Genomic DNA, 24,561 nt, shown 5'->3' with positions numbered 1-24,561 from the left:
CGTTGAAACCGGGGAACCCGCCCGTCGCGCATGGCCGGTAGTCACCGGCCGTCATGGCTTTGCGGTGGGAAACCGCCCGGCCGTGGCACCAAGCTGTCGAAAGCGACGCTCAGGTGGGCTGATCGACGCGGGATGGACATACGTTGGCCCCGATGGAGCGGGCGGGGTGAACCCCTCCGCACGGCGAGGTTCGGCGAGGTTGGTCGTGGCTGGGATCGGTCTGGACAGGCGCTCCGAGCTTGTCTATCGCAAGCTGCTGCTCCGGGCGAGATGGCGGACGGATGAACTCGCCGGCGCGCTCGGCTGGCCCGAGGGGGAGGTCGTCGCGCTCGTCGAAGGACTCCGCGCCGACGGACTGGCCAGCGGCTCGGGGGACGTGGGCGGAGCGGTGCGCGCCGTCGAACCCTGCATCGCGCTCCCCGCCCTGCTCGCCCGCCGGATGAGACAGGGGCGGGCGCCCCAGCCGCGGCCGGTCGAGGTCGAGCGCTTCATCTCGCTGCACGAGCGGGCGGCCGAGCGCACCGGCGGACCCATCGCCGCATCCGACAGCTGGGACAACGCCTCGGTCACCATCGAGCGGATGGTCGCCAAGGTCGAGCGGGAGATCGTCTTCCTGGTGCCCGGCTACGTCGAGGGCGCCTTCGAACTCTCCCGCCCCATCGTCGACATGGCGCTGCGGCGCGGAGCCACGGTGCGGGCCGTCTGGGCCTCGTCCGTCCTGCAGACCCCCGCCGCGGCGGCCCACGCGCAGTGGTTGGCCGAGCAGGACACCCCACCGCGCTCGGTCGGGGTGGTGCCCTTCCGCGCGGTGATCATGGACGGGGTGGTCGCGGTGCTGCTCAACGACGCCGACCGGGTCCGGGTGATCCGGGCCCCCGCCGAACTCGAACGCCTCGGCGCACTCGCCGACCGGCTCTGGGAGCACGGTGCGGCCGTCCGGCAGGCAGGCCGTCCGGCGTACGCCGGCGGGGCGCGCCGGCCCCGCTCCGAGATCGTGCTCCGGCTGCTCGCCGAGGGCCTGACCGACGACGCGATAGCCCGCCGGCTGGGGTGCAGCGTGCGCACGGTCCGGAACGACGTCGCCTCGGCGATGGTCGCGCTGGACGCGCGTAGCCGCTTCCAGGCGGGGGTGCGCGCGATGCAGGTCGGCCTGGTCTGACCCACCGCGGCCGACGACCCTGGGGGGACCGCGGGGCTGCTACTGCCGGCCGCGGTTCAGGGCGGCGTCGGGGCGTTCCCGGGCCCCCGGGTCACCAGGGTGCCGGCGACCACCGCCGCCAGCAGCATGATCAGCGCCGCCCAGGCGGCGGCCACGGTGAAGCCGTGCACCACCCCGTCGCGGAGGATCGCCTCCCGCGCCGACGGCGTGAGATGCCCTTTCCGGGCCGCCTCGGCCAGCCGGGGGGTGATGTAGTGCCGCCCCTGGCTGGTCGCGATCGTGTTGAGCAGCGCGATGCCGATCGAGCCGCCGACCTGCTGGGCGGTGTTGACCGACGCCGAAGTCACCCCCGAGTCCCGCGGCGCCACCCCGGCGGTGGCCGTGGCCATCACCGGCATGAAGGTCAGTCCCATGCCCAGCCCGAGCAGCAGCTCGGCCGGCAGCAGTTCCGACACGTACGAGGACTCGGCCGTCAGACGGGTCAGCAGCAGCATCCCCACGGCGGCCAGCAGCATGCCGGGGGCCATCAGCAGCCGAGGGGCGACCCGGGGGAGCAGCCGGGCGGAGATCTGGGTGGCACCGATGATGATCATCGCGGCCAGCGGGAGGAAGGCGAGGCCGGTCCGGATCGGCGAGTACCCGACCACGCGCTGGAAGTAGTAGGTCAGGATCAGGAAGAGCCCGTACATCCCGGTGGTGGCCAGCGCCATCGTCAGCATCGAGCCACCGCGGCTGTGGTCCCGGATGATGTGTAGCGGCAGCAGCGGGGCCGGGGCGCGCCGCTGCCAGAGGACGAACCCGGAGAGCAGCAGCGCGGCGGCGACGAACAGCCCCAGAACCAGCCGGCTCGACCATCCGCGGGACTCCGCCTCGCTCACTCCGTAGACGAGCGCCAGCAGACCGCCGCAGCCCAGCACGACGCCCCGCAGGTCGAGCCGGACCTCGGCGTGCCCGGGCCGGTCGTGGAGCAGCGTCAACGCGCCGAGGACCGCCACCAGCGCCACCGGCACGTTCACGTACAGGCACCACCGCCACTCCAGGTACTCGGTGAGCAGCCCACCGCCGATCAGGCCGATCGCCGCACCCCCGCCGGCCACCGCGCTGAACACCCCGAACGCCTTGCCGCGCTCCGCGGGGTCGGTGAACGTGGTGGAGAGCAGGGAGAGCGCGGAAGGCGCCAGCAGCGCCCCGAAGCAGCCCTGGAGGGCACGGGCGCCGAACAGCATGCCCTGGCTCTCGGCCGCGCCACCCAGACCGGAGGCGACGGCGAAGCCGATCAGCCCGATGATGAAGGTCCGCTTCCGGCCGACCAGGTCGGCGACCCTGCCGCCGATCAGCAGCAGGCCCCCGAAGGCCAGCGTGTAGGCGGTCAGCACCCACTGGCGGTTGCCGTTGGAGATGTGCAGCTCCCGCTGGGCGGACGGTAGCGCGATGTTCACGATGGTGGCGTCGAGCACCACCATGAGCTGGGCCAACGCGATCACCACCAGCGCCCACCAGCGGTGCGGATCGCCGCCCGGTGCCTCACTCTCCCTCTCGGCCATGGCCACCTGCTCTCGTCTCCGTGACGACGATAGGGGGGGAGGGGGAGGGGGTGCGACGTGGGTGGGGCGGGCGGTGGAATGGGGCGGGCGGTGGATGGGGTTCGGGGCTGCCGGTGCTGGGTGGGTGGCGTGCCGGTGGGTGGTGCGGGGTCGTGGCCTGCGCGGGCGGGGGGTGCCGTGACCGGATATTTACGGGGCTGTGCGGGTGTGTCTTCGGGTGCGGGTGGGTTGGCCCCGCAAATATCCGGCAGCGTCTCGGCACCCCCGCCCGCTCCGACCCCGCCCCTCCCCTCCCGTCGCCGCCCACCCGGCGCCGGCACCCCTCCGGTGGGTTTGGGCGCCGCGCCCGCGGCGGGGTGAGAGGGGAGAGGAGCGTGGGGGTGGGTGCGGGAGGTGGGGCGTGGCCCCTTCCGCTTCTCGAACGAAGCCGTCCCGGAGGCTCCTGGCCTCCGGGACGGCTTCGTTGGGACTGGCTCAGTTGTCCCGGGGCCTGATCACCATCGGCACGTGGTCGGGGTGGGCCATGGCGGATGCCGCCTCCCTCGGGGTGTGGCCGGGGGCCGGTTCCAGGGACCAGCGGGCGAGGATCGTCGCCAGGACGATCGTGGCTTCGGTCCAGCTGAACGCGTCGCCGACGCACTTCCGGGCTCCCGCGCCGAAGGGTACGAACGCTTCCCGGGGCACGGCCGCCCGGCGTTCGGGCAGCCAGCGGTCCGGGTCGAAGCGGTCCGGATCGTCGTAGAGGTCGGGAGAGCGGTGCATGGCGTAGAGGCTGATCCCGATCTCCGCACCGGCCGGAAGGTGGTAGCCCCCGAGTTCGACCGGTTCGAGCGTGCGGCGCATCACGAGGGTGACCCCGTGCAGCCGGATCACCTCGTCCAGCACCCGGCGGATGGTCGGCAGACGCGGGATGTCCTCGGCGGTCACCGGGCGGGAGCCGACCACCTCGTCGATTTCCGCACGCACCTGCTTCTCGACGTCCGGGTGCCGGGCGATCTCGTGGAGCGACCAGGAGAGGGTCGAGGCGGTGGTCTCCGTGCCGGCGAAGAGCATCGTCGTCAACTCGTCCCTGACCTCGGCGTCGGTCAGCGCCTCGCCGGTGTCCGCGTCACGCGCGTCGAGGAGGAGGGAGAGCAGGTCGGCCTGCCCCGGTTGCTGACCGGACCGGCGGGTGTTGGCGATCACCTCGTCGATGACCTGGCGCATGCTGTCGGCGGCGCGGTCGAAGTCGCGGTTGGGGCGGATGGGCACCCGGTCGAGGATCTTCGGGGACGCCGCGCGGATCAGCATGTTCTTCAGGATCACCGGCAGGTCGCGCCGCACCGCCTCGACGGCCGGGCGGCCGATGTCCGCCGAGAACATCGTCTCGGCCAGGATCTCGATCGCGAGCTGCCCCATCACCTGGTCGACGGCTATCTCCTGGCCGGGACTCCAGGATTCGGACAGCTCCCAGGCGCGCTTGCTCATGACCTCCGCGTAGCCCGCGATGCGCTGGTGGTGGAAGACCGGTTGCACCAGTCGGCGGTGCCGGCGGTGGACTTCCCCGCTCGCTGTCGCGAGGCCCTGACCGACCAGTTTCTGCACGCGGTCGTACAGCCTGCCCTTCTCGAAGCTGCGGGCCTGGCGGACCATCACCTCCTGCACCATCTGCGCACTGACGGCCATGTAGACCGGTAGCGTCCCCACCTCGATGCGGACCAGGTCCCCCGTCTCGCGGAGGGACTTGAGAAAACCGAGGGGGTCGCGCAGCAGCGGCCAGGTGTGTCCCAGGAGCGGTATCTTTCCGGGGGCCCGCGGAACGGATTTCAGCGCGGTGGACATCAGGTACCCTTTCTCGTTTCTTGTGCCGTTGAACTGGCGGCTGGCTACCATGAGAAGAGGTCTGGGTCCCACCAGTGGGAGATGACGGGGATATCCAGCGGAGCCTGATTCGTGTCCGCGAAGGAGGAGGAGAACGCGGTGGGCAGATCCGCGGGATCCTCCGGGGTGGTATAGCGGTGTGAACTGATTCCCCAGTCCTGTGCGCCGCGTATGAAATGCCCCAGGCTTTCCAGGTACTGGACCAGCTCCGGACTCGCGTCCTGCAGAAGCCGGTCACGGACGTACAGGAAATGCGCCATGACCGAATCGCGCTGGCGGATGGCCACGGAGAGGGCCGTGCCCGGGTCGAGGTTCTCGTGGTGTTCCAGGACCCGGATGGCGTTGAGGTAGTAGCCCGAGCTCCGACTCTCCTTGTGGTGGGAGAAGATGTCGTTGTCCCAGGCGATGATGAAGGAGGACATCTCCGAGATGGCCCGGACGGTTCTGCGGTCCCTCTCCTCCTGCCTGAGCTCGTAACGCCGCCCCATCTCCAGCAGGGGGTAGATGACGGAGGTGGCGCCGTCGTAGAGACGCATCAGCGTGTAGTCGCTCAGGCTGGGCACGGTTCCGGCGGCCCGATGGGCGGCCTCCCAGGCCACCGAGAGGGAGTACTCGCGCAGCGCGTCCACCCAGCGGGCGATCTGGCTGTCGGTGGCGTACTGCCCGAGCCTCAGCCGGAGATCGCGCAGCCCGTCGGCCAGCGGATCGTCGGGGAGCAGCGGCGCCTGCGGGTCCTGGGCCACCCGCAGCAGCCGCGAGAGTTCCCCGGCGAGTTCGCCGGGACGGGTACCCAGGTCCCCTTCCTCGCAATGTCCGTCGTCCACGCCGAAAAGCCACAGGATGAAGTCGGCGATGATGCTGACAGCGCCCTCGTCGCCTTCCGGCAGTATTCGTGCGGCGAATGTGCCGATATCATGGGCGATGAGCCGGCTGCGCAAGTCCTCGGAGCCGATCTTGAATTCATGTGCCCACTGGGATGTCTGTGCGTCGATCTCCGCGTGACGAGGGTGAATGGCCGGCGGGAGGGGGGAATATATTTCCGGTACGGTCAACGTCACCGTGCTCGCCTCTCAGTTGTCCAGATGGCACCCAGGCCCAACGGTCGCCGGCGTTCGGTATGCCCAACTGTGTGCGGGCATACCGAACCGCGCCCATCAGTTGAGCCGTTCAACGAGACTGTGCCACAGGCTGAGCCGCTGCCCCAGAGATCATTTCACGCCACTCGGTGGCGCACAGAGCAGGCCCGATTACCCTCCGTCAGGCATAGGCAAACAGTCATCTCGGTCGCTGGTCACCTGGGTGTTTAGTGGACATAGCGGTCTTGTCGGTGGTCGGTGCGCAGTCGCTCCCCACGGCCGTTCCGCGGCGGGACGGCGCTCGACGACGTCCGGTCGCCGCGAGGGGGCAGATCCGGACACCGTCGCGTAGCTGATGGGGTGTCAACTAGATGGCTGCGCTGACCAGCGTCTATCGCCTGGCCAAGAAGCGGAAGAGCGGCTTTCGTGGGTGCCGGCCAGCGTTCTCGGAGTCGTCCGCCACGGGCGAGACGGCCTCGGGCTTGGGTGCGGTGGCCTTCTTGGTACGGGTGTTGATCGTTTTTGGCTCGTTTCGATGTGTGAAAGTGGCCGGGAGCGTGTCGAGCCGCTGACTCAGCCACGAGGAGGTGCGCGTCAGCTCCCTGGGCTCGACCCCGAGCCGTAGGTCGGGCAGCCGCTCGAGCAGTACATCGATCCCGGTTTCGGTGATCGCTCGGCCGATGCTCCCGCCCGGGCACTCGTGGGAACCGAGGCTGAAGGTCAGGTGCGCGCTGTTGCCGTGCATCGGTTCCGAGAGGTCGGGTCGGACCGCCGGATCGGTGTTGGCCGCGGCCAGGCCCAGCAGCAGCATGTCGCCGGCCTTGATGTCCTGGCCGCCGAGGCGGGTGTCGCCGGTCGCCCAGCGGCCGGGGACCACGGAGAGCGGCGGGCGGTCCCACAGGACGTGCTGGAGCCCGTCCGACAGGGTCATCTGGCCGCCCGCGAGGCTCCCGCGGAAACGTGCGTCGGTCAGGTTCATCTCCAGCACACTGGAGATCAGGCTCACCGTGGTCTCGTTCGCGGCCACGAGGATGAGACGCAGATGCTGCATCACCTCCTCCTCCGTCAGGTTCGCCGGGTGCTGGAGCAGCCAGGAGGCGATATCCGGGCCCGGGCGGCTCTTCTTGCGGGCCACGAGCTCTTCGAGTTTCTCGACCAGGAACGCATTGCTCGCCTGGGCGTTCTCGGTGCCCTTCATCAGGTCGCGGGCCGCGGTCACCAGATCGGGACCGTATTCCTCGGGCATTCCGAACAGCTGGGTCATCACGAGCATCGGCAGCTGCTCGGCGAATTCGGCGACCAGATCGACGCGGCCCCCGCTCCGCCCCGTTTCGAAGGAATCCACCAGCTGGTTGGCGAAGCGGGTGATGTGACGGCGCAGGCCGCGGCGGTCGCAGCGATCCAGACTGGCGGTGAGCGCCTCCCGGAGGCGCTGGTGCTCCTCGCCGTCGGCGAAGACGCAGACGGGTTGCCACTGGACCGTCGGTGCCAATGGCGAGTTCTCCGGAAGCGACTGCGTCCACAGCCGCGAGTCCCGCGAGTACACCGAGGAGTTCCGCATTACCTCGCGATTCTCGTCGTAACCCAGGACCAGCCAGGCGTGAGTACCGTCCGCGAGTGCGACAGGGGCTACCGAGCCGTGCTTTTTGCGGAGCTTTTCATACATGCCCCGGGGGTCGGCGTTTCCTTCGGGGCCGTCCAACTGCAGTAGCTCGTCGGAGACCAGACCGTGGGCGGGACATCCCGGGGGCGGTACGTCCCGCGCGCCGGTGGGGGCGTGGTCTGGGCTGGGGGATGTCATACGAGCCTCCGAAGTCGCGGCAAGGAGAAGGAGGCACTCGCCATCTATGCTCCGAGGTGTCCTGGCGAGAAGCGGCGCTCTCAAGCCTCGAACACGGACACGGACAAGCGGGTGCTGGTCCACGACCGGCCGAGTCTCCCCGCTCATGGCCGCAGAACCGCACGTAGCCTAGCAAGCCCAACACAAGGCCCCCGCAGCGTCTCGTCCAGCTCAACCGGTATGCGGAGCCGTTGAGTTGTCTCGGTGTCAAGCCCTCTCCCGAAGGCCTTGGCGGACCGGCGCAGAGCCCCGAGGGCCGGGCGTCGTGGCTGATGATCGCGGCTGTACGGCGAGCAGCGGGAGGGGCGGCTTCGGGGCGGTCTTGTCCAGAGGACGGTGACGGGCCTGCCGCCACCTCTTCCGCCTGGGGAATTCGGGTGCCGCGGTTCATGTGCGCCACGGGTGGAGACGGCAGAGCGGTGGTGCCTGGAACTCCCGCCGCGTTATCCGTGGGCGATGGGGCAGCCGGCCCCGGCGCTCCACCGGCGGGCGGACCGGCCGGCCGGTACGGGAGAGCGGCCGGTGCATCGCCGCGAGCTGTGCATCACCACGAGCTGTGCATCACCACGAGCTGTGCATCACCACGACCTCCCCTGATCGAAGAGGCGCCTCAGACGCGGGGGAAGCGGGCCTGGAGCTGCCAGAGGGCCGGGTTGTCGCCCAGCCCCTCGTGCATATCGGTGAGGTCGGCGATCAGGTCGTGCAGGAAGTCGCGGGCCTCCCGGCGCAGCGCCCCGTGGTTCACCGTGAGCGGCGGTTCGTCGGCCCCGGTCCAGTCGGCGGTGATCTCCACCCAGCCGAAGCGCCGGGTGAAGCGCAGCCGGTCGGTGGACTCGGTGAAGTCGAACTCGGCGTGCTGCGCGAGGTGCGAGCGGCTGCCCAGCGGGTCGCGGTCCAGTTGTTCGACGATGTCGCAGAGCGCCCAGGCGAAGTCGAGCACCGGCACCCATCCCCAGGCTGTGGACAGCTCCCGGTCCGTCTCGGTGTCGGCGAGGTAGACGTCGCCGCAGAAGAGGTCGTGCCGCAGCGCCCGGACGTCGGCGGTCCGGTAGTCCGTCTGCGGTGGGTCGGGGAAGCGGCGGGAGAGCCCGTAGCCGAGGTCGATCACCCGGCGATGGTGTCATGCGGCGGAGCGAGGGACGCGGGCGGTCCTGTTCGGGGGGAGCGGGCGCTCCCCCCGAACAGGACCCCGCTTAGGGTTGTCCCGCAATCCCCGGTGGGCGCACGACGACAGCTGCGGCACCTCGCCGCGTTGTCGGAACATCCTGATACGCCCAGTATCGGGACGTCCCTCCGCCTTGCGATGTACCGCATCTGCCGTCGTGCGCTGATCCACCGGGGATTACGGGACAACCCTCTGTCAGTGGCCGCGGGCGATCCACTCGTCCAGGTGCGGGGCCTCGGCCCCGATGGTGGTCGAGTCCCCGTGGCCGGTGCGTACGACGGTCTCCGGCGGCAGGGTGAGCAGCCGCTGCCGGATGGAGTCGATGATCGTCGGGAACGACGAGTACGAGCGGCCGGTCGCCCCCGGCCCACCCTGGAAGAGGGTGTCGCCGGAGAAGAGGGTGCCCAGCTCCGGTGCGTACAGGCAGACAGCGCCCACGCTGTGCCCGGGGGTGTGCAGTACCCGCAGTTCGACGCCGCCGACGGCCACCACCTCGCCGTCGGTCAGCGCCCCGTCCGGCTTGCGGTCCGGATGCTTCATCTCCCACAGCACCATGTCGTCCGGGTGCAGCAGGATCGGGGCGCCGGTCCGGTCGGCCACCTCGGGGGCGGCGTCGATGTGGTCGTCGTGCCCGTGGGTGCAGATGATGCCGAGGAGTCGGCGGTCGCCGATCGCGGCGATGATCGCGTCCGCGTCGTGTGCGGCGTCGATGACGTAGACCTCGTGGTCGTCGCCGACCAGCCAGACGTTGTTGTCGACCTCCCAGGTGCCGCCGTCCAGCGAGAACGTGCCGGAGGTGACCAGGTGGTCGATACGGACGGCCGACATCACAGCATCACCACCGAACGGAGCACGTCGCCTCGCTGCATCTTGTCGAAGGCTTCCTCCACCTGGTCCAGGGCGATGGTCTCGCTGACGAAGGCGTCGAGGTCGAGTCGGCCCTGCTGGTAGAGGTCGATCAGCATCGGGAAGTCCCGTTCCGGCAGGCAGTCCCCGTACCAGGAGGACTTCAGGGAACCACCGCGGCCGAAGACGTCCAGCAGCGGCAGCTCCAGCTTCATCTCCGGCGTCGGCACCCCGACCAGGACGACGGTGCCGGCCAGGTCGCGGGCGTAGAAGGCCTGCTCGTAGGTCTCCGGGCGGCCGACCGCGTCGATGACCACGTCGGCACCGAAGCCTCCGGTCAGCTCCCGGATGCCCTCCACGGCGTCCGAGGTGCGACTGTTGACCGTGTGCGTGGCGCCCAGCGAGCGGGCCAGCTCCAGCTTCCGGTCCTCCAGATCCACCGCGATGATCCGGGCCGCGCCCGCGAGCCGGGCGCCGGCGATCGCCGCGTTGCCCACCCCACCGCAGCCGATGACCGCGACCGAGTCGCCCCGGCCCACGTTGCCGGTGTTGATCGCCGCGCCGAGCCCGGCCATCACCCCGCAGCCCAGCAGACCGGCGGCGGCCGGGGAGGCCGCCGGGTCGACCTTGGTGCACTGCCCGGCCGCCACCAGCGTCTTCTCCGCGAACGCACCGATCCCCAGCGCCGGAGAGAGCGGGGTGCCGTCGGTCAGCGTCATCGGCTGGGAGGCGTTGTGGGTGCTGAAGCAGTACCAGGGCCGACCACGCTTGCAGGCCCGGCACTGACCGCACACCGCACGCCAGTTGAGGATCACGTAGTCACCCGGGGCCACATCGGTGACGCCCTCACCGACGGACTCCACGACGCCGGCGGCCTCGTGCCCGAGCAGGAACGGGAACTCGTCGTTGATCCCGCCCTCCCGGTAGTGCAGGTCGGTGTGGCACACACCGCAGGCCTGCACCTTCACCACCGCCTCGCCCGGCCCCGGGTCCGGTACGACGATCGTCTGGACCTGCACCCGCTCACCTTTGCCGGGAGCCACGACGCCACGGACTTCCTGTGCCATGTAGACAGCCCTTCCTTCATCTCTCCGAGCTTCCGCCGGGCGGCCGGTAGCAGGTCCACTCTCGTACGTATGGCGTCCGGCGTCCAATATCCGATCCTCTGCCCGGTCGATGAGTCGGCGGAGGTGGTGGGCGGGGCGGACCCGCAGGTCGGCCGGTGAGCGCCGCCGTCGGCCGGTGCGTCCGGTCGGTGCGCCGGTCGTCAACCGGTGCCGTTCGGCGTACCGGCGTACCGGCGTACCGGCGTACCGGCACACCGGCACACCGCGCCGCCCGTGCCGGGCTCGCGGCCGGGCCGGGCGGCTGGGGGCGTGCCTGTCGCCGACTCAGACGTTGACGCCGAAGTCCTGGGCGATGCCGCTCAGGCCGGAGGCGTAACCCTGGCCGACCGCACGGAACTTCCACTCCGCGCCGTGCCGGTACAGCTCGCCGAAGACCATGGCGGTCTCGGTCGCGGCGTCCTCGCTCAGGTCGTAGCGCGCGATCTCGCTGCCGTCGCCCTGGTTGATCACTCGGATGTAGGCGTTCCGCACCTGGCCGAAGTTCTGGCTGCGGCTCTCGGCGTCGTAGATCGAGACCGGGAAGACGATCTTGTCGACCTCGCTGGGCAGCCCGGTCAGGTTGACGTTGATCTGCTCGTCGTCGCCCTCGCCGGCGCCGGTCAGGTTGTCGCCCGTGTGCACGATGGTCTGGTCGGGCGTGGACTTGTTGTTGAAGAAGACGAAGTGGCTGTCGGAGACGACCTGGGCGCTGGCGTCCACCGCGATGGCGCTGGCGTCCAGGTCGAAGTCGGTGCCGGTGGTGGTGCGGACGTCCCACCCCAGGCCGACGGTGACGGCGGAAAGGCCCGGTGCCTCCTTGGTGAGCGAGACGTTGCCGCCCTTGGACAGGCTTACAGGCATGGGATGTCCCCTTCTTGAGTTCCTGCGCTGGCGTGTTGGGCTTCGACGACGGGGCCGGAGTCCCCGTCAACTCTCCCAACGCCTCCACCGGTCGGGCCAGTTCCAGCTCCACCCCACTTTCCGGCATTTCCGCGCAACTGCCACCGCGGCCGGGGCCGGTGCCGGCCGTGCCGCGCCCTGGCGGGGGCCGGTCTCACGCCGGGCGCCGTGGGCGGGAAAGCATGTGACGCGACGGCGCGGGTGCGAGACCCTGGACATATGTCCGGTCCGTACGTCATCAGAGGCGCTGTTTCGCTCCCCGAGCAGGAGCTCATGTGGCGTTTCTCCCGCTCCTCCGGGCCCGGCGGCCAGCACGTGAACACCAGTTCGAGCCAGGTGGAGCTCCGTTTCGACCTGGCGCGGACCGAGTCGCTGCCCCCGGTCTGGCGGGAGCGTGCGCTGGAGCGGCTGGCGGACCGGCTGGTCGACGGGGTCATCACGGTGCGCGCCTCGGAGCATCGCTCCCAGTGGCGCAACCGGGAGGCCGCGGCCGTCCGGATGGCGGCCCTGCTGGCCCAGGCGACGGCGCCGCCGCCGGCCCCCCGCAAGGCGCGGAAGGTGCCGAAGGGGGTCGTGGAGCGTCGGCTGCGGAACAAGCGGCGGCGCAGTGAGCTGAAGCGGGGGCGCTCCGGCCGCGACTGGTGAGCGGCCGGCTGCTCAGTCCAGCCCGCGGTAGCGGCCCCGGAAGTACGCGAGCGGCCCGCTGTCCACCGGCGGTGTGCTGGTGGTGAGCACCCGTCCCACCACCAGGGTGTGGTCGCCCGCCGTCACCCGCTGCTCGGTGCGGCACTCCAGTAGCGCCAGTGCGCCGTCGACCAGTGGAGCCCCAGCCACCTCTCCGCGGGTGTGCGCGAGGTCGGCGAAGAGCAGCCGGTCGCTGATCCGGCCCTTCATGGCGAACCAGCCGGCGGCCTGCCGCTGCGCCCCGCTGAGGATCGACACCGCCCACAGCGGTTGCCGCTCCAGCAGGTCGTCCATCCGCGATCCGTTGCGAACGCTCACCAGCACCAGTGGTGGGTCGAGGGACACCGAGAGCAGCGAGGTCGCGGTCATGCCGACGTCCTCGCCGTCCTCGGGGTCGTGCGCGGTCACCAGCACCACCCCGGCGGTCAGCCGGGAAAGTGCGGCGCGGAACTTGTCTTCGCTCACGCCACCAGGATGCGGGATCTGATCGGTGTGGCGCTGGGGAGGGGGCTGCTGCAACACGCGGTGAACGCTATCGGCAGCGATCCACCGCCCGGATCGGGCCTCGGGACCAGGCGGGATCTAGGCCGGAAGTCCCGATCCCGGGAACCCTCTCGTTCCGCCGTCCGGGGCCCCGGGGCCGGCGGAACCCTGTCGGACAGAACCCGAAATCGCCACAGTTCGGCTCGTGGAAATCCACAGCAACACGAGGTGACATGGATCACACCAGGCGGTAATTGCTGACCCTGTGTACCGGGTGGGCAGCGCACTGTGATTCAGTGGCTCGTGGTATTCGGAGGAGATGTATCCAGGGGTAGTTCTAGGTAGCGGGGAGACAGGCGATGGAGGCGGAGGAGTCGGAACCCTATGTCCGTCTTGCGGCGCTGCGTCAGCTCCATCGTGCTGTCGCGGACCTGAGCAGCGCCCGGAGCCTGGCGGACACCCTGCAGACCGTGGCCGACGGAGCGGTCGAGGGGCTCGACTACGGGCTGGCCGCCGTCAACCTGGTGCGACCTGACGGCGACCTCGTCGTCGCCGCGGTGGCCGGCAGCGCGGGCGCCGAGTCGCTCATGGCCGGCCGCGTGGGCTCACGCGACTCCTGGGACCGCCGCCTCGCCATGGGCGTCAGCTGGGGTGAACTGCGGTTCATACCGCACACCGAGGGCTGGGTCCTGGACGATGACGACGTGCCGCAGTGGCACAGCGGTGGCCCGCACCCGCGCTTCGCCGACGAGTGGCACCCCAAGGACCGGCTGTTCGCGCCGATGTACTCCTCCGGCGAACTGCTCGGCGTCATCTCCGTCGACCGGCCGAGCAACGGCCGCCGGCCCGGCCCGTGGGGCCGCGAGGCGTTGCAGATGTACGCCTCCCAGGCGGCGATAGCCATCAGCAACGCCCGGCTGCGCGCGAACATGCAGCGGGCGCTGGTCCGCCTGGAGCGCGAGCAGCAGGCGCTGCGGGCGAGCGAGGAGAGCTTCCGGCAGGCCTTCGAGTACGCGCCGAGCGGTATGGCCATCGCCGAGATGGGCGGCGACCACCACGGCAGGCTGCTCCGCGCCAACGACGCCCTCTGCCGGCTGCTCGGCCGCCCGGCGGCCGCCATGCGCCGCTACTCCTTCTCCGACCTCGTACACCACGAGGACATCGGCACCCTGCTGCGCACCTCCGCCGAGGGGGGCCGGGCCGAACTGCGCTTCGCCCGCCGGGACGGCACCTACATCTGGGTGTCCCTGCGCAACTCCGTGGTGGCCGACACCGCCGACGGGCCGCGGTTCCTGCTCACCCACGTCGAGGACATCGAGGAACGCAAGCGCCACGAACTTCAGTTGGCCCACCGGGCCAGCCACGACTCCCTCACCGGACTGCCGAACAGCGCCGAACTCCGCTCCCGGCTCAGCAGCAGGCTCTGCGACCGGCCGCCGTTCCCGCCGGAGAGGGACGGCTACGCGGTCTCCGGTGCCGACGGCTCCGCCTACGGGTCGGCGTACGGCGAGGCGGGCGAGCCCCCGCTGCCGGGACTGCCGTCCTTCGACGGACACGTGCACGCCGTGGCCCTGGACGAGGACGGGCCGGACGACGGCCGTAAGGGCCTGGCCGTGCTCTTCTGCGACCTGGACGGCTTCAAGTCGATCAACGACCGGTTCGGCCACCACACCGGGGACGCCGTGCTGATCGAGGTCGCGCGGCGGCTGGCGAGCGGCGTCCGGGACGGCGACACCGTGGCCCGGCTCGGCGGCGACGAGTTCGTCGTCCTCGCCGACGGCCTCGGCCGGGCGGACGCCCAGGACCTGGCGGTCCGGCTGCGCAACGCCATCATCCCGCCGATCCGCTACGAGGGCCGCGCGGTGCGGGTGGGGGCCAGTTTCGGCATCAGCTGGGCCGGCTGCGGCATGTCGGCCGACGAGGTGCTGCAATCGGCCGACCAGCGGATGTACGTCGAGAAGCGGGCCCGCGCCCGCTCGTCCCATCGCCGGGCCGGCTGAGCGCTCCCCAGCCGTTCTCAGGGACCGGCCGTACGTGCGATCCGGTGCCCGGGAACGGGTAGGCTCGGCCGACGGCGTACACCGTCGACGCTGAATCGGTCATGAGCAGTGACCAGCCGGGCAGCGCGGGCCTTCGGGAGGACCGGCGGCGGCCCGGGCGCGATGCGGATCGCGGGGGCACTGGTGGTCCGGGACGAGTTTGGGAGTGACAGGGATGACGGCCGGCAACAATGGTTCGGGCACGCCCGAGAGCGACGACCCGTTCGCCTACCTGTACCGCTCGGAGGGCGGCGAAGGCGGGCCGGGTGAGGGCCAGGCATCCCAGTACGGCGGCCCCGCGCAGCAGCCCGGGGTCCCCCGCACCTCCTACCAGCGCCCCACCCGCGTCGGCGAGCGCCAGTACGGCCAGCAGCAGCCCTACGGCCAGCAGCCGGCCAACCCGACCTACGCCGCTCCGGAGACCCTGCCGGGCGGCGCCCCGCGGCGCGCCGCCGGACACGGCGGCGGCCGGGGCTCCGGCCCCAACAGCAAGGGGCTGCTCATCGGGGCGATAGCCGTGGTCGCGGTCGTCGTCATCGGCATCGGCGCGGCGATGCTCACCAACGGCGACTCCGAGGAGCAGGGGCCGGACGACACGGGGGGCGGCCCGGCGCCCAGCGAGACGGTGTCGGAGGAGCCCTCCGAGAAGCCCTCCATGGAGCCGAAGCCGGAGCTGCCGAAGCAGGACGCGGCGTCGCTGCGGCTGGACGGCCCCGCCTCGGTCGCCTCGGACGTCGAGGGCGCCAAGGCCAAGGGCGGCACGTACGTGGCCAACATGAACGCCGAGGGCGCCTCCGCCTCCTGGAAGGTGGACGTCGAGGAGGGCGGCTCCTACCGGCTGTACGTCCGCTACGGTGTGCCCGGCAAGGACGCCGACCTCACCCTCACCGTCAACGGCAAGCAGGACGGCCGGCCGGTGAGCATGAAGAACTTCGGCCACGCCCCGGAGGGCGACTGGGCCCGCGGCTGGACCGAGACCTGGTCGATCGTCCACCTCAACGAGGGCACCAACGCCGTGAAGCTCTCCTGTGAGAAGGGCAACAGCTGCGAGGTCAATCTCGACCAGGTGTGGCTGAAGGAGGAACAGGGCTGAGCCCGGGTCCGTCCGACGGGCTCCGGCAGCCTCCGCGGTCTTCGGGCCGGGGCTCACTCCGAGCAGGGACTGACCGAGATCTGCGGCAGCAGCTCCTGGTAGGCCGGAGCGTCGAACTCGCCCGCGGCCGGGGAGAGCACCGTCGCGGCGGACAGCGCCACCGCCCGGGCCAGCCGCTCCGGCCAGGGCGCCCCCTCGACCAGTCCGACCAGCAGCGCGGCGACCGCGGAGTCGCCCGCCCCGGTTGGGTTGCCGCGCAGCGGGCGCGGAGGGGCCGCCCGCCAGCTGCCGTCCGGGGTCACCGCGAGCATGCCCTCGGCGCCGAGCGAGGCGGCGACCGCGCGGGCGCCGCGCCGTCGGGTGTCCCCGGCGGCCCGCAGCGGCTCGGTGGAACCGGTGAGGGCGGACAGCTCCGCTGAGTTGGGTTTGACCACGTCCGGACGGGCCGCGATGCCCCGGCGCAGCGGTTCGCCGCTGGTGTCGAGCAGCACCGGCACGCCGGCGCTCTGCGCCGAGCGGACCAGTTGCGCGTAGCTGCCGACCGGCAGCCCGGGAGGCAGGCTGCCGCAGAGTGCCACCGCCCGGGCCTGCGTCAGCTGGAGCTCGTAGGCGGCGAGGAAGGCGGACCACTCCTGCGGAGTGATGGTGGGCCCGGCCTCGTTGAGCTGGGTGGTCTCGCCACTGCTGGCGTCCACCACAGCCAGCGTGCGGCGGGTGGCACCGGAGATCGGGGTGAGCGCGTCCACCACCCTGCCGCGGCCCTCGTCGGCCGCCGCCTCCGCCAGCATGCCGCGGACCGCCTCACCGGTGGGTCCGCCGGCGAAGCCGGTGACGACCGCGCGATGGCCCAGGGCCGCTAGCGTGCGGGCGACGTTCAGCCCCTTGCCGCCCGGCCGCTGCACCACCTCGGCCACCCGGTGGGAGGCGGCGGGCCGGAGGTGCGGGACGCGGTAGGTGACATCCAGTGCTGCGTTGAGCGTGACGGTGAGAATCACCGGGTGCCTTCCCTCCCGTGCGCGGTGGCCCGGCCGAGTCCGGTGCGGACGTCTGACCGGACGATCATGCCAAACCGGCGGCGGTAGGCCCAGTGGGCGGCCTGTGCTCGGCTACCGGAGGACGACCGGGGAGGCGGCCAGCGCGCTACCGGGCGGCGGTGTGGTCGTAGTCGGGCAGTTCGATGTTCCCCGCCTTGGCGAACTGCGCGCCGAACAAGCTCCGCAGCGGCCAACTCGTCATCGAGCGCATCGACAGGTCCCGCAGCCGGATGGCGAGCGCGTTGCCCGGTGCGTAGCTCCTCGCGCCGCCCGGCGGCAGCTGCTGCGCCTGCTGGACGTAGGGGCGCATGATCCGGTCGTGGTTCTCGAAGGCCACCCGGTGGTCGCCGGCGGTGGCGAGCTCGCCAGCCAGGACGTACGCGCCGACCAGGCCCAGGCTGGTGCCCAGTCCGGTCAGCGGCGTCGGGCAGTAGCCGGCGTCGCCGACCAGGGCCACCCGGCCGCGGAACCACCGGTCGAGCCGCACCTGGCCCATGGAGTCGAAGAAGAAGTCCGGCGCCGTCCGCATGGCGCGCAGCAGCCGGGGGACGTGCCAGCCGAGGCCAGCGAAGCGGCGCTCCAGCAGCCCCTGCTGGGCGGCGGTGTCGCGGCGGTCGTAGCTCAGCGGCGCCGACCGGAAGCTGAGACCGGCCTTGGTCTCGCCGGGGAGCCGCCCGGGGCGCGCTGAGGCCACCAGCCCGCCGGGCGCGCTGTACATCTGGAACCAGCCGTCGAGTTCCAGCTCCTCGGTGGTGGTGAACCATGCCGTGTAGAGGTCCAGCGGGCGTACGAACTCCGACTCGGGACCGAAGGCGAGGGAGCGCACCCGGGAGTGCAGCCCGTCCGCGCCGACGACGAGGGTGAAGCGGCGGTCGGCGGCCTTCTCGAAGGTGACGGTGACTCCCTCGTCGTCCTCGCTGAGCCCCGTCACGGTGTCGTCGAAGAGGTACTCGACGTCCGGGAGGGTGGCCTCGTACAGGAGTTGGCCGAGGTCGCCGCGGAGGATCTCGATCTCGGAGACCATCCCCTCGCCGTCGAAGCCGTCCGCCGGCATCCGCGCCGTGAACCGGCCGGAGGCGTTGACCATGGCCATACCGCGCTGCTCCACGCTGACCGCCCGAGCCCGTTCCATCAGGCCCATCCGGCTGATCACCTCGCGGCCGGCGCCGCGCAGGTCGACGGTCTGCCCGCCGGGGCGCGGCGCGGGCGCGCGTTCGACGACGGTGACGTGGAAACCGGCTTCGCGCAGCCAGTAGGCGAGGGCCGGCCCGGCGATGCCGGCGCCGGAGATGAGTATGTCGTTGCTCTCCATATGGCTGAATGTACGGCGTACGCAGAGAGTGAGGCAACTCAGTCAGGGATATTCAGCGCACTGCACTAGTGCGCGAAGGGTGTGGGGTGGTTCCCCTGTCGGGTGTTCGTCCGGGCCGCCCTGGCGGGGTCGGGGCTTGGCGCAGCAGGCGACCGTGGGCTGCCGTCGCGCCGCCGACGAAGCGTGCGTCCGTCGGGGCGGGCGGGCGCCTCGTAGGGTGGTCGGCAGCCCATTGGCGCACTAGTGCGGAGGGTTCGTTGGAGCGAACGGGTGGGAGCCGCTACGTCGAGATCGTCGCCGAACTCCGGCGCCGGATCGAGACGGGCGAACTGGCGCCGGGCGACCGGGTCCCGTCGACCCGCGAGATCACCCGGCGATGGGGTGTGGCGATGGCGACCGCCACCAAGGTGCTCACCGAACTCCGCCACCAGGGCCTGGTCCGGGCGGTCCCCGGAGTGGGCACCGTCGTGGCGGCGGCCCCGGCCGCCCCGGAACGGCCGCGCGCGAGCGCCGCCCGGACCCGCGTCCAGCCCGCCCCGACGGCCGCCCGGCGGGCCGGTCGGGAGCAGACGCTGGGGGTCGAGCGGATAGTCGCCTCGGCGGTCGCGGTCGCCGACGCGGAGGGCCTGGCCGCCGTCTCCATGCGGCGGATCGCCACCGAACTCGGAGTGGCGACCATGTCGCTCTACCGGCACGTGGCCGACAAGGACGACCTGCTGGCCCGGATGCTGGACGCCACCTTCGCCCGGTGGAGGCTCCCGGCCGAACCGCCGGAGGGCTGGCGGGAGCGGCTCGCGCTGGCGGCCCGGACGATGTGGCGGATGTTCCGCCGCCACCCCTGGCTCGCCCCCGCCCTGTCGCTGACCAGACCTCAGGCGGTGGCCAACGCACTGCCGTTCACCGAATGGGTGATGGACGCCCTGGACGGTTACGGGCTCGACCTGGACACCCTCTTCACCATCCACCTGACGGTGCTCAACTACGTCCGGGGCACGGCCTTCAACCTGGAACTGGAGGCGGAGGCGGAGGCACTCACCGGGATGGACAACGAGGAGTGGATGGACACCCAGGAGCCCGCCCTCCAGGAGATCCTGGCCGCCGGCCGGTTCCCGATGTTCGAGCGGCTCCTGGCGACCGGTTACGAACTCGACCTCGACGTGCTCTTCGAGTTCGGCCTGGAGCGCCTGCTGGACGGGACGGCCCCGCTCATCGAGGGACCGTCGTGACCCGCCCTGACGCTCACCCGGACGGGTGCTCGACCCGCTCGGGGATCAACCGCCCTGTCGCCCGACCACGCTGGGTGTGATCAGCCACTCCCCGCGCCGCATCACCCCGGCCACCGAGAAGCCCTCGTCGAGCACCACCAGGTCGGCGTCCTTCCCCGGCTCCAGCGAGCCCACCCGGTCGTAGCAGCCCAGGAGTCGTGCCGGGGTCGCCGACAGGGCGCGCACCACCTCCGGCACCGGTAGCCGATCAACCGTCACCGCCCGCCGGAAGGCGGTGTCCAGAGTGAGCGTGGAGCCGGCGATCGAACCGCCCTCGACCAGCCGGGCGACCCCCTCGCGCACCTCCACCTCCATCCCGCCGAGCGGATAGCGGCCGTCTCCGTTGCCGGCCGCGCCCATCGCGTCGGTGATGAACGCCACCCGGTCGGCGCCGGCCCGGTCGAACGCCAGCCGCAGCACGGCGCTGTGCAGATGGACCCCGTCGTTGATCAGCTCGACGGTGATCCGCTCGTCCGCCAGCAGCGCGGCGATCGGGCCGGGCTCCCGGTGGTGCAGCGCCGGCATGGCGTTGAACAGGTGGGTGGCCACCGTGGCACCGGCGTCGATCGCGGCTCGGGTGGCGTCGTAGGTGGCGTCGGTGTGCCCGATCGCGGCGATCACCCCGCTCTCGGCGAGCAGCCGGACGGACTCCAGCCCGCCGGGGCGCTCCGGCGCCAGCGTCACCATCCTGGCGGTGCCCCGCGCGGCACCGAGCAGCTTGCGCACATCGGCCGGATCGGGCTCCCGCAGCAGCGCCGGCTCGTGGGCGCCGCAGCGGCCGGGGGCGATGAACGGTCCCTCGAAGTGGATACCCGCGAGATCGCCCTGCTCGACCAGTTCGGCCAGGACCGCCGCCTGCCGGGCGAGGTCCTCCAGATCGCCGGTGACGGTCGAGGCGGCCATCGTGGTGGTGCCGTGCCGCCGGTGGGTGGCGATGACGCGGAGCGCCTCCTCCGGGCTGCCGGCCGAGAAGGACGCGCCCCCGCCGCCGTGGACGTGCATGTCCACGAAGCCGGGCACGACCCAGTGGCCGGCGAGGTCCCAGACGGTGCCGCCGCCACCCGCGGGCGGGGCGATCGTGCGCCCCTCGACGGCGAGTCGGCCGTCCTCGACGACACCGCTCGGCAGCGCCAGTCGCGCACCGGTGAGGACGGTGCGCCCGGAGTCGGGGGCCGGGGTGTCGAGCTGACGCTGCACCATCAGTTGGGTACCTCCGTGGCGAGTAGATCCCAGGCGAGCAGGGCGGCGCCCAGGCATCCGGCGATGTCCCCGAGGGCCGCCGGAACGATGTGGGGGGTTCGCTGAAAGGTGATGCGCCGCAGCACCGCGGAGCGGAGCGGTGCGAGCAGGGTGTCGCCGGCCTTCGCCAGACCGCCGCCGATGATGACCACCCTCGGGTCGAGCAGGGTGACGGCGGTGACCAGGCCGTCGGCGAGCGCGTCCACCGCCTGCTGCCAGACCGCGAGTGCCCGGGCGTCGCCCGACTCCACGGCCCGGGCGCAGTCGGCGGCGTCCGCCTCCGGGTCCCCGCACGCCGCGGCCCAGGCCCGGGAGACGGCGGAGGCGGAGGCGACGGTCTCCAGGCATCCGTCCCGACCGCAGCCGCAGCGCGGACCGTCGGGACGGACCACGATGTGGCCGATCTCCCCGGCGGCGCCGTGCGCTCCCACCTCCGTGCGCCCGTCTATCCCGATGGCGCCCGCGATACCGGTGCCCAACGCCAGGAAGAGCGAGCGGTCCACCCCGCCGCCCGCGCCGATCCGGCTCTCGGCGAGACCTCCGGCGTGTACGTCGTGGCCCAGCGCGACCGGCAGCCGGGAGCCGTCGGACGGACTCAGCCGGGCCGCGAGCAGGGCTCTCAGCGGCACGTCCCGCCAGCCCAGGTTGGCCGCGTAGACGGCCGTCCCGCCGCCCGCGTCGACGACCCCGGGAACCACCACACCGGCCGAGGCCGCGGGAACGCCGTAGCGCCCGAGGCCCTCCTCACCCAGATCGGCGGCGAAGTCGAGGATCGAGCCGACGACCGCTTCGGGCCCCCGCTCCCGCCGGGTCGGGCGTTCGGAGCGGTGGAGGACCGTGCCGTCGGTTCCCACCAGTGCGGCCTTCATCGAGGTGCCGCCCACGTCGAGGGCGATCGCGTATTTCACGGGGGACAGTGTCGCCTGGATGGGCCGAGAGGTCTAGTCCATTCGGCAGCTCTGTGGCCTGGCAGAAGGGGAGCGTCGGAGGCCGCCGGTAACCTTGTCGGACATGAGCGGCGAGAACCACGGACTGTCCGACCGGGATCTCGCCGTGCTCGCCCTGGAGCGCGTTCCGTGGCCGGGGCCGGGAGCGAAGGAGCGGGCCGTCAGGGAGCGGCTGGGCATCTCGCCGACCCGCTACTACCAGCTGCTCAACGCCTTGCTGGACGATCCGCGGGCACTCGCCCACGATCCGGTGACGGTGGGCCGCCTCCGCCGGCTCCGCGACTCACGGCGCCGCAACCGCTGAACCGCGTCGCGGGGAACCCCCGTCGGCTAATTCGGTTGCCCTGGGGTCGACTGGGGCGTGGGTCAGCTCGTGGCGGGGTGGCCGGGGTGCCGGTCACGCACAGGGATCTTGACCAAGGTGTTCACGCCGGAAGTCGTGGACGCGACCGTCGCCAAGCACGCGCGGGGTGAGCTGGGGCGCCGGCAGACCCGTACCTCGTGCTCAACCGCCTCGACCGCCGCCTTACAACTGGTCCCCCCTCCCGGGTGTTTCTGGAGGATGTGGCCCGCCACCGTCCTTGATGTCCTGCTCGCAGGTTCGTCCTGGGTGGGACTGGTCATTGGGGATCAATAGCATTTCCGCAACCTGCTCGGGGTTCTCGACAGCCATCCAGTCGTCGCCCGTGAGGGGATCGTCGGCCGGCCCGAACGCCTGAGACGAGTAGACGGTATGACACCCCAACACCACGCGCTCCTCATCGACCGCGCAGGCATCCACTGCAGGGCCGTGTATATCGGATACCTCGTCGGCGCCGCCGAAGCGGAAGTGGAAGTGGACCTGGTCACCTCTGGAGGGCACTTGCGGGTGGGGCTCAAGGCGCCAGTCAACGACCTCGGCGGTGACGCCGAGAGGCTGCCCGGACGCGTTCTCGACCTGCACCCTCACACCGGCCTCACCGCGCTCCGCCGTCGTGTCGGTGCAGCTCCAGAGAGAAGAACAGCCGGACAGGGCGAGAATCACCAGAGCCAGCGGGGCGCCGGCAAGTAGCCGTGCAGGGGACACTGAGGTGACCTCCGGTCAGGATGGCGCGGCGCAGTGTATCCCGGGGTATGGCAGCTGCGGGTGATAGTGAGCCCTTTCCGCCCAGAGTGACGTGCGCCTGCGGCAGTGAGCCCTCGCCTTGAATGCCCCGCTCCCCCCACCGGCCCCGGCTCCCCCCGCCGGCTCCGACTCTCCTTCTGGCTGGTCAGCGTTCCGGTTCCCGCTGGTCAGCGCCGCGGTCGGCCGGAGCAGACCGATCACAGAAGTGTTCTCGACAGTTGCACGACTCTCTCCATATGTAGTAGTTCTTATACATGAGCGAGCAGGTGCACAACAGATTGGCCATGGTGCGCGCTGAGCGGAAGGTGTCGCGGCAGCGTCTGGCCGAAGCGGTGGGGGCGCACTACCAGACCATCGGCTACGTCGAGCGCGGAAAGTACAACCCGAGCCTCGACCTGGCGCTGAAGATCGCCAAGTTCTTCGAACTGCCGGTGGAAGCGTTGTTCTCACTCGAACCGTTCCGGCCGCTCACGGACGAGATCTACGGGAGGAAGTCATGACAGCGAAGCCGCTGACCCGCTACGACCGCAGCATGCTGCGGGTGATGAACGATCGCCGGGCACAACCGCTCTACGCCACGGCCGCACGCCGGCGCTCGGTCCTCGCCGCGCATGTGCTGCTGACCGTGGGCATCGGTGGACTCCTGACCTACTTCTACCTCGCGGAGGGGAAGGAGATCTGGGCCGTCGTGGTGATGGCGGTGCTGATGCTGCCGTGGATGGTCGCCACCGGGGCGATCAACGGTGCCACCCGCGGCCTGCTCGAACTGCGCGAACGAGCGTTGGACGAGCGGCAGTCCGCCGAACGTCTCCGGGTGCAGGCCCGCGCCCACCGGGCGATGACCTTCCTCCTCGCCGCCACCGCCGCGGGGCTGTTGATCGTCGGGGCGGTCGACGGCCATGCCCTGACCGCCTACGCGGCGCCGATGATCATCGCGGTCCTGACGGTGCACTGGCTGATGCCGCTCTGGGTGGCAGGCCTGATGGCTCAGGACGAGCCGGCCGAAGACGACGACCTCGCTGTCTGAAGGGGCCGCCGCACTCGTCCTGCGGCTGGTCCGGCAGAGACGCGCGACCGGGGCACCCGACCGGTGGCGCGGTCGTCTCGGGGGAGGGGACGGCTCGGGTGGCACCGGGTGCGGGATGGGTGCCACCCGAGCCTGGCCCGCCTGGGCCGGGGATGGCCGCCGGGGGCAGCGGGCCGGCCTCTTCGGCCGGGGCGGGGGCTTTTCAGTGCCAGGCGATGGCGAGGGTGAAGCCGATGCCGAATCCGACGGCGAGCAGTATGAACGGGCCGGACAGGCCGCAGGTGGTCATGACGCGGTCTCGGATGCTGCGGATCACTGCGGTGATGTCTCCAGATCGGTGCCGCCGAACTGACCGGCGGCGAGCGGTCGTCAGGCGGTGGCTCACGGCTGCCGGTTCCGAAGGGCGGACGTGAGCGCGCGGGCAGTGGCGAGGTTGCAGCCGCCCAACTCGATGAGGCTGCCCGGGCTGTAGGAGCCTGCGGTGGCCCACGCCGAGTAGTGCACCCGGAGTGACGGGAGCTTGATGCCCGCCTCCCGGAGTGCGAGGCGAAGGCCGTCCAGCACGGCCTGGGCCTCTGCCGCCTCCGCCGACGCGGCAGCCTTCGTGATGCTGGGTGGCTCGGTCTCATGCGCGTCCATCTTGGCTCCTGTCTCAGGCAGGCATGGGGGCACGGGAACACCCATGCGCGCTGTCGCTGGATGAGTGCTATCTGTCACATGCACTCTGAGGCCTGATCCGCTATCAGCGCAAGCAAGTTGAGGCACTCATGCAAAATTGCATACCTTCGAGGGGTGGTATGCGGTAGTCAGGTGACAGCGCAGCGCTGTGGGCGGCAG

Annotated in this window: 23 protein-coding genes; 8 read left to right on the top strand and 15 right to left on the bottom strand. The window is 71.3% G+C overall.

Annotation, left to right across the window (positions count from 1 at the left end; translation table 11 throughout):
* Positions 1–205 precede the first annotated feature (205 nt).
* Positions 206–1,159: a helix-turn-helix transcriptional regulator gene (locus BGP73_RS21325; RefSeq protein WP_139134590.1), complete on the top strand. Its 954-nt coding sequence runs from the start codon at positions 206–208 to the stop codon at positions 1,157–1,159.
* 56 nt (positions 1,160–1,215) lie between these two features.
* On the opposite strand, the gene BGP73_RS21320 is transcribed toward BGP73_RS21325, so the two are convergent.
* From BGP73_RS21320 to BGP73_RS21285, 8 genes are all read right to left on the bottom strand, one after another.
* Entirely contained in the window at positions 1,216–2,703 is a 1,488-nt protein-coding gene (locus tag BGP73_RS21320; protein ID WP_069817451.1) for an MFS transporter, read from the bottom strand.
* Positions 2,704–3,177: 474 nt separating this feature from the next.
* On the bottom strand, positions 3,178–4,575 hold the full coding sequence (locus BGP73_RS21315) for a cytochrome P450 (protein WP_244501306.1): 1,398 nt from the start codon (positions 4,573–4,575) through the stop codon (positions 3,178–3,180).
* Positions 4,569–5,615 carry a selina-4(15),7(11)-diene synthase gene (locus BGP73_RS21310; protein ID WP_244501308.1) on the bottom strand — a complete coding sequence of 349 codons (1,047 nt, stop codon included), beginning with the start codon at positions 5,613–5,615 and terminating at the stop codon, positions 4,569–4,571. The genes BGP73_RS21315 and BGP73_RS21310 overlap by 7 nt, the downstream gene beginning before the upstream one ends.
* A 415-nt stretch (positions 5,616–6,030) precedes the next feature.
* Positions 6,031–7,440: a cytochrome P450 gene (locus tag BGP73_RS21305; protein WP_069817407.1), complete on the bottom strand. Its 1,410-nt coding sequence runs from the start codon at positions 7,438–7,440 to the stop codon at positions 6,031–6,033.
* 649 nt (positions 7,441–8,089) lie between these two features.
* Positions 8,090–8,587, bottom strand: coding sequence for a hypothetical protein (locus tag BGP73_RS21300; RefSeq protein ID WP_069817405.1), 498 nt, complete (start codon positions 8,585–8,587; stop codon positions 8,090–8,092).
* A gap of 252 nt (positions 8,588–8,839) precedes the next feature.
* Positions 8,840–9,472 carry an MBL fold metallo-hydrolase gene (locus BGP73_RS21295; RefSeq protein ID WP_069817403.1) on the bottom strand — a complete coding sequence of 211 codons (633 nt, stop codon included), beginning with the start codon at positions 9,470–9,472 and terminating at the stop codon, positions 8,840–8,842.
* Complete coding sequence (locus BGP73_RS21290) at positions 9,472–10,557, bottom strand: S-(hydroxymethyl)mycothiol dehydrogenase (RefSeq protein ID WP_069817401.1); 1,086 nt, start codon at positions 10,555–10,557, stop codon at positions 9,472–9,474. Before BGP73_RS21290 ends, BGP73_RS21295 begins: the two co-directional genes overlap by 1 nt.
* A 324-nt stretch (positions 10,558–10,881) precedes the next feature.
* Complete coding sequence (locus BGP73_RS21285; protein ID WP_069817399.1) at positions 10,882–11,457, bottom strand: TerD family protein; 576 nt, start codon at positions 11,455–11,457, stop codon at positions 10,882–10,884.
* Positions 11,458–11,715: 258 nt separating this feature from the next.
* On the opposite strand from BGP73_RS21285, the gene arfB reads away from it, so the two are divergent.
* Entirely contained in the window at positions 11,716–12,141 is a 426-nt protein-coding gene (gene arfB / locus BGP73_RS21280) for an alternative ribosome rescue aminoacyl-tRNA hydrolase ArfB (RefSeq protein ID WP_069817397.1), read from the top strand.
* A 12-nt stretch (positions 12,142–12,153) separates the two neighbouring features.
* Here arfB and BGP73_RS21275 read toward each other — a convergent pair whose 3' ends face one another.
* Positions 12,154–12,645, bottom strand: a complete 492-nt coding sequence (locus BGP73_RS21275) for a flavin reductase family protein (protein WP_069817395.1) — start codon at positions 12,643–12,645, stop codon at positions 12,154–12,156.
* Positions 12,646–13,022: 377 nt separating this feature from the next.
* Here BGP73_RS21275 and cdgB point away from each other — a divergent pair, with 377 nt between their 5' ends.
* A complete protein-coding gene (gene cdgB, locus BGP73_RS21270; RefSeq protein WP_069817393.1) occupies positions 13,023–14,663 on the top strand; it encodes a diguanylate cyclase CdgB in 1,641 nt (546 codons plus the stop codon).
* Between the two features lie 214 nt (positions 14,664–14,877).
* On the top strand, positions 14,878–15,795 hold the full coding sequence (locus BGP73_RS21265; protein ID WP_069817391.1) for a carbohydrate-binding protein: 918 nt from the start codon (positions 14,878–14,880) through the stop codon (positions 15,793–15,795).
* 53 nt (positions 15,796–15,848) lie between these two features.
* Here the strand turns inward: BGP73_RS21265 and BGP73_RS21260 are convergent, their stop codons facing one another.
* A complete protein-coding gene (locus tag BGP73_RS21260) occupies positions 15,849–16,790 on the bottom strand; it encodes a 1-phosphofructokinase family hexose kinase (RefSeq protein WP_069817389.1) in 942 nt (313 codons plus the stop codon).
* A gap of 145 nt (positions 16,791–16,935) precedes the next feature.
* A complete protein-coding gene (locus tag BGP73_RS21255; protein ID WP_069817387.1) occupies positions 16,936–18,141 on the bottom strand; it encodes an FAD-dependent monooxygenase in 1,206 nt (401 codons plus the stop codon).
* Positions 18,142–18,398: 257 nt separating this feature from the next.
* On the opposite strand from BGP73_RS21255, the gene BGP73_RS21250 reads away from it, so the two are divergent.
* Positions 18,399–19,367 carry a TetR/AcrR family transcriptional regulator C-terminal domain-containing protein gene (locus tag BGP73_RS21250; RefSeq protein ID WP_069817385.1) on the top strand — a complete coding sequence of 323 codons (969 nt, stop codon included), beginning with the start codon at positions 18,399–18,401 and terminating at the stop codon, positions 19,365–19,367.
* Between the two features lie 45 nt (positions 19,368–19,412).
* Here the strand turns inward: BGP73_RS21250 and nagA are convergent, their stop codons facing one another.
* Together nagA and BGP73_RS21240 are read right to left on the bottom strand one after the other, a co-directional pair.
* Positions 19,413–20,606 (bottom strand): N-acetylglucosamine-6-phosphate deacetylase, encoded by a 1,194-nt coding sequence (nagA, locus tag BGP73_RS21245; protein WP_069817383.1) that lies wholly within the window; start codon positions 20,604–20,606, stop codon positions 19,413–19,415.
* A complete protein-coding gene (locus tag BGP73_RS21240) occupies positions 20,606–21,553 on the bottom strand; it encodes an ROK family protein (protein ID WP_069817380.1) in 948 nt (315 codons plus the stop codon). The genes nagA and BGP73_RS21240 overlap by 1 nt, the downstream gene beginning before the upstream one ends.
* Before the next feature lie 103 nt (positions 21,554–21,656).
* Here BGP73_RS21240 and BGP73_RS21235 point away from each other — a divergent pair, with 103 nt between their 5' ends.
* Positions 21,657–21,896: a DUF3263 domain-containing protein gene (locus BGP73_RS21235; RefSeq protein WP_069817372.1), complete on the top strand. Its 240-nt coding sequence runs from the start codon at positions 21,657–21,659 to the stop codon at positions 21,894–21,896.
* A gap of 222 nt (positions 21,897–22,118) precedes the next feature.
* On the opposite strand, the gene BGP73_RS21230 is transcribed toward BGP73_RS21235, so the two are convergent.
* A complete protein-coding gene (locus tag BGP73_RS21230) occupies positions 22,119–22,658 on the bottom strand; it encodes a hypothetical protein (protein ID WP_170837907.1) in 540 nt (179 codons plus the stop codon).
* Positions 22,659–22,951: 293 nt separating this feature from the next.
* On the opposite strand from BGP73_RS21230, the gene BGP73_RS21225 reads away from it, so the two are divergent.
* Positions 22,952–23,197 (top strand): helix-turn-helix transcriptional regulator, encoded by a 246-nt coding sequence (locus BGP73_RS21225; RefSeq protein ID WP_069817370.1) that lies wholly within the window; start codon positions 22,952–22,954, stop codon positions 23,195–23,197.
* Positions 23,194–23,724: a hypothetical protein gene (locus BGP73_RS21220; RefSeq protein WP_069817368.1), complete on the top strand. Its 531-nt coding sequence runs from the start codon at positions 23,194–23,196 to the stop codon at positions 23,722–23,724. The genes BGP73_RS21225 and BGP73_RS21220 overlap by 4 nt, the downstream gene beginning before the upstream one ends.
* 381 nt (positions 23,725–24,105) lie before the next feature.
* Here BGP73_RS21220 and BGP73_RS21215 read toward each other — a convergent pair whose 3' ends face one another.
* Positions 24,106–24,363, bottom strand: a complete 258-nt coding sequence (locus BGP73_RS21215) for a hypothetical protein (RefSeq protein WP_244501305.1) — start codon at positions 24,361–24,363, stop codon at positions 24,106–24,108.
* Positions 24,364–24,561 lie beyond the last annotated feature (198 nt).

It is taken from the genome of Streptomyces sp. TP-A0874, from assembly GCF_001748085.1.
Taxonomy (GTDB): domain Bacteria; phylum Actinomycetota; class Actinomycetes; order Streptomycetales; family Streptomycetaceae; genus Streptomyces.
Note: the sequence above shows the minus strand (reverse complement) of the source record. Positions and strands in the feature narration are given on the sequence as shown.

What these genes read in the sequence shown, in the direction of transcription:
- BGP73_RS21320 (WP_069817451.1), bottom strand. Translation starts at nt 2,703, where the DNA reads ATGGCCGAGAGGGAGAGTGAGGCACCGGGCGGCGATCCGCACCGCTGG.
- BGP73_RS21315 (WP_244501306.1), bottom strand. Translation starts at nt 4,575, where the DNA reads ATGGTAGCCAGCCGCCAGTTCAACGGCACAAGAAACGAGAAAGGGTAC.
- BGP73_RS21305 (WP_069817407.1), bottom strand. Translation starts at nt 7,440, where the DNA reads ATGACATCCCCCAGCCCAGACCACGCCCCCACCGGCGCGCGGGACGTA.
- BGP73_RS21295 (WP_069817403.1), bottom strand. Translation starts at nt 9,472, where the DNA reads ATGTCGGCCGTCCGTATCGACCACCTGGTCACCTCCGGCACGTTCTCG.
- BGP73_RS21290 (WP_069817401.1), bottom strand. Translation starts at nt 10,557, where the DNA reads ATGGCACAGGAAGTCCGTGGCGTCGTGGCTCCCGGCAAAGGTGAGCGG.
- BGP73_RS21285 (WP_069817399.1), bottom strand. Translation starts at nt 11,457, where the DNA reads ATGCCTGTAAGCCTGTCCAAGGGCGGCAACGTCTCGCTCACCAAGGAG.
- arfB (WP_069817397.1), top strand. Translation starts at nt 11,716, where the DNA reads ATGTCCGGTCCGTACGTCATCAGAGGCGCTGTTTCGCTCCCCGAGCAG.
- cdgB (WP_069817393.1), top strand. Translation starts at nt 13,023, where the DNA reads ATGGAGGCGGAGGAGTCGGAACCCTATGTCCGTCTTGCGGCGCTGCGT.
- BGP73_RS21265 (WP_069817391.1), top strand. Translation starts at nt 14,878, where the DNA reads ATGACGGCCGGCAACAATGGTTCGGGCACGCCCGAGAGCGACGACCCG.
- BGP73_RS21255 (WP_069817387.1), bottom strand. Translation starts at nt 18,141, where the DNA reads ATGGAGAGCAACGACATACTCATCTCCGGCGCCGGCATCGCCGGGCCG.
- nagA (WP_069817383.1), bottom strand. Translation starts at nt 20,606, where the DNA reads ATGGTGCAGCGTCAGCTCGACACCCCGGCCCCCGACTCCGGGCGCACC.
- BGP73_RS21235 (WP_069817372.1), top strand. Translation starts at nt 21,657, where the DNA reads ATGAGCGGCGAGAACCACGGACTGTCCGACCGGGATCTCGCCGTGCTC.
- BGP73_RS21225 (WP_069817370.1), top strand. Translation starts at nt 22,952, where the DNA reads ATGAGCGAGCAGGTGCACAACAGATTGGCCATGGTGCGCGCTGAGCGG.
- BGP73_RS21220 (WP_069817368.1), top strand. Translation starts at nt 23,194, where the DNA reads ATGACAGCGAAGCCGCTGACCCGCTACGACCGCAGCATGCTGCGGGTG.
- BGP73_RS21215 (WP_244501305.1), bottom strand. Translation starts at nt 24,363, where the DNA reads ATGGACGCGCATGAGACCGAGCCACCCAGCATCACGAAGGCTGCCGCG.